At 37.9% G+C, this 7,234-nt stretch carries 9 protein-coding genes; 5 read left to right on the plus strand and 4 right to left on the minus strand.

Annotated features, from left to right (window positions below; genetic code table 11):
- Positions 1–188: 188 nt before the first annotated feature.
- The 4 genes from MUB24_RS22530 (at position 189) to MUB24_RS22545 (ending at position 2,923) form a co-directional block, all read left to right on the plus strand.
- Complete coding sequence (locus tag MUB24_RS22530; RefSeq protein ID WP_244707914.1) at positions 189–326, plus strand: hypothetical protein; 138 nt, start codon at positions 189–191, stop codon at positions 324–326.
- Between the two features lie 112 nt (positions 327–438).
- On the plus strand, positions 439–837 hold the full coding sequence (locus tag MUB24_RS22535) for an HIT family protein (RefSeq protein ID WP_244707916.1): 399 nt from the start codon (positions 439–441) through the stop codon (positions 835–837).
- A 203-nt stretch (positions 838–1,040) separates the two neighbouring features.
- Positions 1,041–1,838, plus strand: coding sequence for a phosphotransferase family protein (locus MUB24_RS22540; RefSeq protein WP_244707918.1), 798 nt, complete (start codon positions 1,041–1,043; stop codon positions 1,836–1,838).
- Between the two features lie 659 nt (positions 1,839–2,497).
- Positions 2,498–2,923, plus strand: coding sequence for a zinc-binding dehydrogenase (locus MUB24_RS22545; protein ID WP_244707921.1), 426 nt, complete (start codon positions 2,498–2,500; stop codon positions 2,921–2,923).
- Positions 2,924–3,533: 610 nt separating this feature from the next.
- On the opposite strand, the gene MUB24_RS22550 is transcribed toward MUB24_RS22545, so the two are convergent.
- Both MUB24_RS22550 and MUB24_RS22555 read right to left on the minus strand, forming a co-directional pair.
- Positions 3,534–4,385, minus strand: a complete 852-nt coding sequence (locus MUB24_RS22550; protein WP_244707923.1) for an SDR family oxidoreductase — start codon at positions 4,383–4,385, stop codon at positions 3,534–3,536.
- Entirely contained in the window at positions 4,385–5,137 is a 753-nt protein-coding gene (locus MUB24_RS22555; protein WP_244707925.1) for an exodeoxyribonuclease III, read from the minus strand. Before MUB24_RS22555 ends, MUB24_RS22550 begins: the two co-directional genes overlap by 1 nt.
- A gap of 118 nt (positions 5,138–5,255) precedes the next feature.
- Here MUB24_RS22555 and MUB24_RS22560 point away from each other — a divergent pair, with 118 nt between their 5' ends.
- Positions 5,256–5,888 (plus strand): metal-dependent hydrolase, encoded by a 633-nt coding sequence (locus MUB24_RS22560; protein WP_244707928.1) that lies wholly within the window; start codon positions 5,256–5,258, stop codon positions 5,886–5,888.
- Between the two features lie 475 nt (positions 5,889–6,363).
- Here the strand turns inward: MUB24_RS22560 and MUB24_RS22565 are convergent, their stop codons facing one another.
- Positions 6,364–6,711 carry an MFS transporter gene (locus tag MUB24_RS22565; protein WP_244707930.1) on the minus strand — a complete coding sequence of 116 codons (348 nt, stop codon included), beginning with the start codon at positions 6,709–6,711 and terminating at the stop codon, positions 6,364–6,366.
- A 20-nt stretch (positions 6,712–6,731) separates the two neighbouring features.
- Positions 6,732–7,136 carry an efflux MFS transporter permease gene (locus tag MUB24_RS22570; protein WP_280517126.1) on the minus strand — a complete coding sequence of 135 codons (405 nt, stop codon included), beginning with the start codon at positions 7,134–7,136 and terminating at the stop codon, positions 6,732–6,734.
- Positions 7,137–7,234: the final 98 nt, after the last annotated feature.

Below are 7,234 nucleotides of genomic sequence, written 5' to 3' on the forward strand. Positions count from 1 at the left end.
AGAAAACAGCAACACATCCTTTTTTATACAAAAAAAGGAGTAAAATTCAACTTTTCACAAAAAAATAATGCCCTTATTTTTTGTTCATACAACAAAAAATGATACAGCGCAAAAAGCTCTACACGCTTTATAGTGACCGATTTGACGTACAATGATATAATTAGTTTAAAAATGTTATGTTGGTCATTATGCATAAAGATGAAATCAAGAAGCTGATTGACTACTTGCCAAATGATTATTCCATAGAAGATATTTGTTCTAAAATGGAAAAAGGACTGGAAGATCTAGATCGTGTCTCAGAAAGAAATGGAAATGGGAACGGCTAAATGGCTAAAAGAGTAGTATGGACAGTAGCTTCACTTGCTGATTTGGACAGTGTTATTGAATATATTTATGCGGCACTATAATTTTAATTTATTCAAGAAAGGGGGCTTATACGTGAAAGATTGCATATTTTGTAAAATTGCCAAGGGCGAAGCGAAATCTTGGAAGGTTTATGAAGATGAGCATGCATATGCCTTTCTTGATATTAATCCTGTTAGCAAATATCATACTTTAATCATTCCTAAGAAGCATTATGAGAATATTTTTGATATAACTGAAGAAGAATTATTGAAAGTTATTTCAGTTGTAAAAAAGGTTGTATCGTTGTACAACAATAAGCTTGGAATAAAGAATGTTCAAATTGTTAATAGTTCCGGTGCCGAAGCTCAACAGGATGTATTTCATTTTCATGTTCATGTTGTTCCTAGAACACTAGGGGATAATCAAAATATTAAATGGACGACCCATAAAGAATGGCGAGAGACATTTGATGATTTATTAGCCAAAATATAAAAGTTGATTTCACTTTCCGGCAGAGCACTATTTAGAAATAAAGCCTTACAGTAATTTTGCAGAAATCGGGCTTACAAAGAGGGTCATTAAGGCAAAACAGAATTAGTTGTGCTCTTTTTTCTTTTTTCATGTTGTTTCAAATAGTGTATAACACAAAAGGAAATGAGAATAAACCAAAAAATATATAAGGATTGAGAAAAACTATGAAGCGAGAGCCGATAAAGTTTGATGAGGTACCATTTGAAATTTCAGATTATGTTGGAGTGATAAAAAACATTCAATTTCCAAGGCAGGGACACACCTCAGATGTGGGTATTATAGAAACTGAAAATATTATGTTCGTCTTAAAAAGAACAATAGGAAAACAATTCTGTTCCTGGTTATCAAAAGAAGAGGTTGTACTTAACTGCTTATCCAAAACTAACCTTCTCACACCAAATATATACAAGTTTATTGAACAAAAAAGTGCAACTCAATCGTGGATATTAATGGAATATATTGAGGGAGATACATTAAGAAATTATCTATTTAATGAAACACATCAAGATAAAAAGCATGAAATTATATATAGTTTCGGGAAGATTCTTTCAGATATCCATTCAACAGTATGTCCAAGTGAGTTAATCTATGGGACAAGATGGCTTGATGAGATGCTAATCCAAGCTGAATATAATTTAATGAATTACAATGTTGATGGTTCAAAAGATTTATTAAATAGCTTAAAGAAAAATAAACCTAAACCATTTGAACAAACTTTAATTCACGGGGACTTTACCATCGATAATGTGTTAGTGAAAGAAGGGAAAATTACAGGAATTATCGATTGGAGTGGCGGCGCCTATGGAGATCCAAGGTATGATGTTTCTTTAGCAGTTCGCCCAAAACCGGGAGCTTTTGAAAGCGATATCGAAGTAGGTATTTTCTTTGAAGGCTATGGAAAGAAGATTATAAGTGATGAAGAGTATAGGTATTTTGAAGCTGGCTTATATAGCTTTTTTTAAAAATTTGTTTTTTAATTATCGTCCATTATCTGAAGTAACAAAAGCTTAATTTCTCGCTTACGCATCTTAGAAATTAGTCTTTTTATCCTGAACTAACTGGCAAGTAAGACTCCCACTTCAACAATTCGTGAGAAAATAAGAATTTTAAGTGGCCCTTCGAGGTCATAAACCCGCGCCAATGAAAGGCAAAGAACGCCTTTCTTTATATCGGAACTTTTGTTTGTGTCAGGCCGACAGGATGTTGGTCAGATCGGCGTTGCACCAGGACGGCGCGAATTTAGCCGTTCATCCATACTAAAGAGCCCAAAAATTTCTCAGCATTAAAATTGAGAATGGGGCTTTTTTCGTTACTATAGCGATAGATAAGCCTTTGACGTTATCGCCGATTTTCCCCTCATTTCACATCGTATAGGCGGTAGAGTAGGTAACCAGCGAGTTACTACCTTAGGTAGCACTTTTCCAAGTACCTCTCCCAGAAGCGAGCAAGCAATTTTCCTATGCACTCGGCTCGCCAGTAATTAATTATCAGTGATTTTCTTCCCGTCATAAGTACCTGCATGGATTTTTGTATGGGCATGTTTTGCAAACTGCTAGAGTTTTTCTTCTTATCGCAATCATGCGTTTTAAGCAATTGGTGATAAAGTATAGGAGGAAAAAACATGGCAAAAGAAACAATGAAAGCAATTCTCGTGAATAAATATGGTGGAAATGAGGGGGTAACATACGAGAGAGTCGAAAAACCGGTACCAATTGTGAATGATATCGATCTAGTTATCGATACTGTTGGAGGCGATACGCAGGAACGCTCATGGTCTATATTAAAGCAAGGAGGTCGCCTGGTTTCATTGGTACAGTTTCCTTCTCAGCAAAAGGCGGAAGAACATGGCGTAACGGCTACTTTAGCATCTAATTTACCAACGCCTGAAGATATTATGAAACTTGGGGAACTCATGGCAAACGACATTATTAAAGCAGCAATCGACAGAATCTATCCGTTAAACGAAGCGCCAGAAGCTATGAATCAAAGTGAACATCGTCATGGCCGTGGAAGAATCTTGCTTAGCGTCCATTCAGATAGTAAATAAAATTTCTTATGAACTTAAATTACCGATTCTAAAAACATCATATCATTCTCTGCAAGGATAAAGAAAAAACTGACTATCATTTTATTATTCAGATTAAAATGTTTTCATTTGTATTTTTATCACTTCACATGAATATTGAATTCCCTATCTGTGATGGGCACCGAAAACGAACCTTCTATGGATTGGAGCATCGGGGATAAAGGTTTTTATGAGTAGAGTGGAGTTAAACAATGAAGTGGCAATGCCACAATCGGGCGCGATTGTGGCATAAGTCCGTCCAAAAAACCGATTTCGACGTTTGTATGGAAATCGGTTTTTTTATGCTGGCATTTCCTTTTCTTCTTAAAAAATAATGCCCCAAGTCGAACTTCGGCAACAATTTTTGCTTTGAAAACCTTCTCTAGCTTTCTAGATATTCCTTCTTGACTTTTGAGTTATTTATAAAATGCAATTTAATCCTTTTTAACACTATCTCCCAAGCTTAAACTTAGAACACAAGGTTGTGAAAAAATGTACTTAAAGCTTCGTTAGTTTAACATGACTTTTTTTGGAAATAAAACGTTTACTAATGTAATTGATGTATTTTTCAAGCTGAACCTAAACAAGAGCACTAAAGATGCGCATTTAGTTTGGTTAGGACGATTTTTTCCCATAATTTCCAAGGCGTCATTTGCTTTGCCAGTAATAATCCCTTAACCCCTTTTCCGATCGGATAACGAAGCTTGTTTAACCTTCTTTTTGTACAAAGTTCCGCAATCAGAAGCGCCACAGCATACGGATCACCATAACTTTGACTCCCTTTTTCCATTTCGTGTTCAATCGCTGTCATCATCATGGCATATGCTGATGTAGGAAGCTTCGATTTCTGAGCAATTCGTTTCCCCTTTGTCCAGATATTCGTTTGGTAAGACCCCGGTTCGACGAGGGCGACTTCAATTCCAAATGGTTTTACTTCCAGCCTCAAGCTTTCTGTCCAGCCCTCAAGCGCATGTTTAGAGGCAACATACGGAGACAATCCGGGAAAAGCCATTTTCCCGGAAATGCTGCTCATATTGATCACTCTTCCCCTTCCCTGTTCACGCATAGAAGGGAGAAGCGCTTGTGTCACTGCAATGGTGCCAAAAAGATTTGTTTCGAATTGTTCCTTATATTCCTGTAAACTGGTTTCCTCTGCAAATCCCCCTAAAGCAAACCCAGCATTATTAATCAGAATGTCTATGGAAGGCAAATGAGCGATCTGTTCCGTAAGCTTCTGGATAGAGGCGGCATCAGTAATATCTAATGAAACAAACTCGATTGAAGCCTTTATACTCTTTTGTTTACATAACTCTATTATCGTATCCTTATTTTTCAAATTCCTCATTGTCGCAATCACATGAAAATCTCTTCTGGCTAGCTCTATCGTTGTAAATAATCCAAAACCACTTGAAGCCCCTGTAATTAGTACCGTTTTCCTGTTCATCACACAATCTCCAACATAATCGGACAATGATCACTGCCCAAAATATTACAATGAATATCGGAATCTACCAGTCTTTCTTTCAGTCTTTCTGATGTAAGAAAATAATCAATTCTCCAGCCAATATTCCTTTCTCTCACTTTATTCATATAAGACCACCAAGTATAGGCATCTATTTTATCAGGATAAAAATAACGGAATGTATCCATGAATCCATTTTCGAGTAAGCTCGCAAATTTTCCGCGCTCTTCCAGTGTAAACCCTGAATTTCCGCGATTTGATTTCGCATTTTTCAAATCTATTTCCTGATGGGCGACGTTGAGATCGCCACAAAGAATAACCGGTTTTTCTTTATCTAAATTTAATAGATATAGAAGCATTTGGTCTTCCCACTGTAATCGATACGGAAGTCTCGCCAAATCCCTTTGTGAATTAGGGGTATAGACATTGACAAGAAAAAAATCCTTGAATTCGAGTGTAAGAATTCGCCCCTCCTCTTCCACTTCTTCATCACCGACTCCATATTTAACAGAGAGTGGTTCGATTTTCGTAAAAATAGCGGTCCCCGAATATCCTTTCTTGCGCGCATAATTCCAATATTGGTGGTAGCCTGCTAATTCTAGCTTAATTTGCCCTTCCTGTAATTTTGTCTCTTGCACACAAAAGATGTCTGCGTCAATTTTTTGAAAATAATCCAAAAAGCCCTTGCGTACACAGGCTCTTAATCCATTCACATTCCAAGATACCAATTTCATTTGTACTTTTCTCCTTTGATCATAAGTATTCTTATTGTGACATTTTTCTTTCTAACAAACAAGTGATCGAGTTTGCTATAATAGGATAGACAAAATATAACTGAAAGGACCTGGAGAAATGGATGGAAAAACACATTTTATCGGCGGCTGCCTAACGGGAATGGGAATCGCCCAGTATACCAATGCGGATCTTATAACGGCAGTTTCTTTTACCTTATTGGGAGGATTTGTCGGTTTAGTACCAGATTTAGATGTAAAGGGTGTTTTAACGAAGAAAATATCAATCAATAAAAAATGGCTGATCGCCGTTCTGAGTATAATAGGATTATATTTGATTTTATCCACTTCCCTTAGCCCACATACTTACTGGCAGAAATGGCAAGGTCTATTAATAGGAAGTGCATTGCTTGTCCTCCCTCTACTCATAATTACGCAAAAAAGGATGCTAATCCTTACAGGGGCACTTGTTTGTTTGCTTAGTATGTATTATGAAAGTATATGGTTGATGATGTTGGGGATATATATCGCCGTTGCTTCCTTTTTACCCCATCGTTCCTTAACTCATTCGCTTCTAGGTCTGGCCTATTTTTCCTGGCTTGGCTATTTTATGGAGAAGGAATTTCTTGTGGATGGAATGATGTTTGTTTGTATGGGTGGCTACGCCAGTCATCTTCTGCTCGATATGAAATGGCTGCCAAAAAACCGACGGGGGATAAAATTATTCTTACCCTTCTCTAAAGTAGAAATTTGAAGGTTGTGTTCTTAGTAGCTCATAGGTCAAGATGTATTGGGGCAAGCCGTATACAAAGTAGAAATGGAAAAGGGAGGGGGACAACATTTATGGGGGTAGTACCAGCGAAGCTGACACCACCCGCAATAAGGAAATATCAAGGTAATAATAAGTTGTTTAAGTTAAATACTTCTAACACACATACCCCCGTACTGTTTTGGATGGGGGTAAAATAAATTTTTATTCAACAATCGCGCTTCGATTGCTGAAGATTACTCTTACACTATTTCCTGGTACTGTGAAATACACAGGGTCAACTTATATAGATTATTTAAAGTGACCCTGTTGTTTTTTATAAAAACATCAATGCGCCGAATACCTCTCCTCATGGTTGACTACGCGGCGAATGAAGAATGCAAGGATCAAGCATATCAATGCTATGATCATCGTAAAAAAGAACACGTTTTGTGAACCCGATGCCATCGCGTTTGCAATTTCAGTCACTTTGGTCGGGGCGGAGGAGCCGTGCAAATATTTCTCCATACCGCCCGTAAGGATACTGATTGCAACTGCTGTTCCAATCGGGGCCTCCAACCTGCTGCAGTGTGTTCATGACTGCAGTGCCATGCGGATATAATTCCGGCGGTAATTGATTTAGCCCGTTCGTTTGAGCTGGCGTCCAAATCAAGGCTATACCAACCGTGAGCCCGATATGCAAAGCAATGATAAATGCTACTGAAGAAGTAGGGGAAATGGTTGTAAAGAACCATATAATGACTGTTAGGATAACGAGTCCTGGAATAACAAGCCATTTCGGTCCATATTTATCGAATAAACGCCCCACATACGGTTGGATGAGACCGCTTAGTACACTACCCGCAAAAGCATAAGTCCAGTGATTAACACAGACAGTCCTTTACCAGTCTGAAGAAACATCGGAAGAATAATCGTGCTCGACAAACTGATCAACATACATGACATTATAAGAAGCATCCCAATAACGTACATTGGATACTTGAAAACGCTCAGATTCAACATTGGATCGCTAATATTCTGTCGCAGTATGAATAATACCAACGCGACGAGCCCAATGACGATTGATGTGATCACAACCATGCTACTCCAACCTTCAGATCCTTCGCCGGCCTTACTGAAGCCAAAGACAACTCCTCCGAATCCAATCGTTGACAATAAAACAGATAGTAGATCAATCCGAGGCTTAGTGACATCGGTAATGTTCTTCAAATACTTAAACGACCACCTGCTCAAAGCAGGTGGATTTTGACATAAATGTCGATGACTAAAGTCATATCCCAGGCTGAAGTCCTGCTCAAAGTCCGAAGGCTAAAGCATACTCGAAATAAGAC

The organism is Lederbergia sp. NSJ-179 (assembly GCF_022867885.1).
Taxonomy (GTDB): domain Bacteria; phylum Bacillota; class Bacilli; order Bacillales; family Bacillaceae_C; genus Lederbergia.